Here is a 2,388-nt window from a genome sequence, read left to right on the forward strand (position 1 = left end):
AGCGAGGACATCGGCATGCGACCACCCGCAACGCCAGTTTTCGTGCGCTCGCGCCGGTCAGCGAGGATCAGCTGATTCAGCTCATGAAACCGCTGCGAGCCATGTACGCGACGCATGTTCTCGTAACCATCCACTACCGGAATGTTTGAGATCACGCACTTCACCCGCTCGTCCGTCGCGCCGACTGCAAGCACATGACCGCCTGCGTACGAAATGCCCCACACGCCGATTCGATCGCCATCGATCTCCGGCAGCAACTCCCCAAACGTTACTGCACTCTTGTAATCCTCGATCTGCGCCGCCGGATCGATATGCTGGCGCGGCAGACCTTCGCTCGCGCCCATGCAGCGATAGTCGAACATCAACACCGCCACACCCTTCGCCACGATCGCCTTCGCGTAATGCGGCATGACGATCTCCTTCACGTAGCACCAGCCGCCGCCCATCACCAGCAGCGGAAACGGACCATCCCCATCCGGAAGCACCAAGTCGCCCCGGATCAACTCCCCTTTGCTCAAAAACTCGACTGCTCGTTGCGTGGACATCTCTACGTCTCCTTTTCGTGCCAAAGAATGACTGCGGTCATGAACATGCATAAAGTATCTGTACATTTGACCCATTACACATCTAGCGGAAACCCTAATAGGCTTGCGGAAAAAAGACGATATGACTACCAATTTCAGGCGAAAATATTTATCATCACATAAGCCAACGAAATCTATAGCTTTTTGTATCTGTACAAGTGAACACTTATTAACTAACCTGCAGATCACTCTGCACGAAACGCCGGCAGGCGTCCGGCAAAGCGTTTCAGCCACGCGGCAGGCCTGTATCCATCAATGCGATGCAGGGACGAAAGCAGCGAGAAATACACCTATGACAGCACCGAACGAATTCAAACGAGGACGACACTAGCTGCTTGCCGCGATCATCGCGTTCTACATCGGTGTCAGCGAAACCTCGGCCTTCTGTGGCGAATCTCGCCCACGCAATACGGCTAACGCTGGCTCCTCTTCGCGGGGTCGAAATACCCTGTGCGGATGTCCCAGCCAGAGCGAATACGCCCCGCCTGCAAGCGCTTGCGCCTACCGCGCCGACGAATGGACACGGGTTATCGGCGCTACGACGTGGCCCTCGGTTACCCCAGCGAGCCACGGGAAGGAATCAGGACGGTCCATCAGTGCAATACGCGGATGTTGCGCCGCTGGGGTCGATAAATGGCTTTATTAAAAGATCATGCCAAAAGAGAAGAAATGTGCAGGCGATATCGTAGACGACATATGGACAGAGAGTGAGATTGCAACGTCGAGCAACCGTCGCCTCGCGCCCGAGGTGCGGGAACGACAGATTGTACTCAAGGCCATCGACCACTTTGCGACTTATGGCTTCGCCGGAAGCACGCGCGAGTTGGCGCGTCAGCTTGGCGTGACACAACCGCTTTTGTACCGCTATTTTCCGAGCAAGCAAGCTCTGATTGATCGCGTCTACGGGGAAGTTTATCGGTGGGACGCCGATTGGGAAAAGCTAATCAGAGACCGCTCGCTGCCTATTCAGGAGCGCATGGTGAAGTTCTACACATCCTACGCACGGGTCATTCTCCGGCGCGAATGGATACGTATTTTCATCTTCGCCGGACTAACGCACGAAGGTATAAATACGAAGTATCTTTCGAAGCTTCGCGAGCAGGTCTTTCTTCCCTTCGCTGCCGAAATCAGGGAAGCACACGGGCTTGCTGCACCAGTGGGCGCCAAAGAGCGCGAGATCGAACTTGAGCTCATCTGGAGCCTGCACGCGAGCATTTTCTATCTCGGCGTTCGCAAATGGATTTATGGGCTCCCCGTCTCCGCTGACATCGACGCCCATATCGAACGTCAGATCGGTGCTTTCTTGAACGGCACGCCCAACGCGCTCAAAAACATTCCACGTCGGCCGAAAAACAACGTGGCGGAGAAGCCGAAGGCGTAAGCACCGCGGGCCTCAAGGCGCTGTTTGAACCGCCGATTACTCTGTGTTCTTCGCAGGAACAAAGCGCGCGGTTCCGCAAGAGCATATGCCCTTGGGTCGCGGTTATCGTGGAGTCGGAGGCTTCTCCAGCAGATCGTGTCGACGTCAATCCGACTTTTTCGCTTACAGCCGCTCCTGATCTTTGCCGATTTCGGCGTCGCTTACGCGACCAGGCCGATCACCTGCACCCTACCCTTCGCGAACAAAACGGCCTTCGAAAGAGACGACTTGCTTAGTTGAACACCAGATGGCGGTCGCGGAGCATGCCCACGGTTGAGCTCTTCATAGGTAATTACAAGCCCGATTTCGCTTGGCCAGATTTGACCGATGCCCTCCGTCTTATCAATCGTTCACTATTCGATCGATAAATCAACGAAGGACCTC

Annotated in this window: 2 protein-coding genes; one reads left to right on the forward strand and one right to left on the reverse strand. The window is 55.3% G+C overall.

All coding sequences use genetic code 11. The features are described 5' to 3' along the window. Positions 1-545: alpha/beta hydrolase (locus WCA53_RS33925; RefSeq protein WP_423922492.1), on the reverse strand; the 545-nt coding region annotated here is incomplete at its 3' end. Positions 546-1,236: 691 nt separating this feature from the next. Between WCA53_RS33925 and WCA53_RS33930 the strand changes: the two genes are divergently transcribed. Further along, positions 1,237-1,965 (forward strand): TetR/AcrR family transcriptional regulator, encoded by a 729-nt coding sequence (locus WCA53_RS33930; protein WP_423922495.1) that lies wholly within the window; start codon positions 1,237-1,239, stop codon positions 1,963-1,965. The last annotated feature ends 423 nt before the right edge of the window (positions 1,966-2,388 follow it).

Source organism: Caballeronia sp. (assembly GCF_049581465.1).
Lineage (GTDB): Bacteria > Pseudomonadota > Gammaproteobacteria > Burkholderiales > Burkholderiaceae > Caballeronia.

Bases quoted from the DNA above. Each gene is read 5' to 3' on its own strand.
- WCA53_RS33930 (WP_423922495.1), top strand. From the start codon at position 1,237: ATGCCAAAAGAGAAGAAATGTGCAGGCGATATCGTAGACGACATATGG.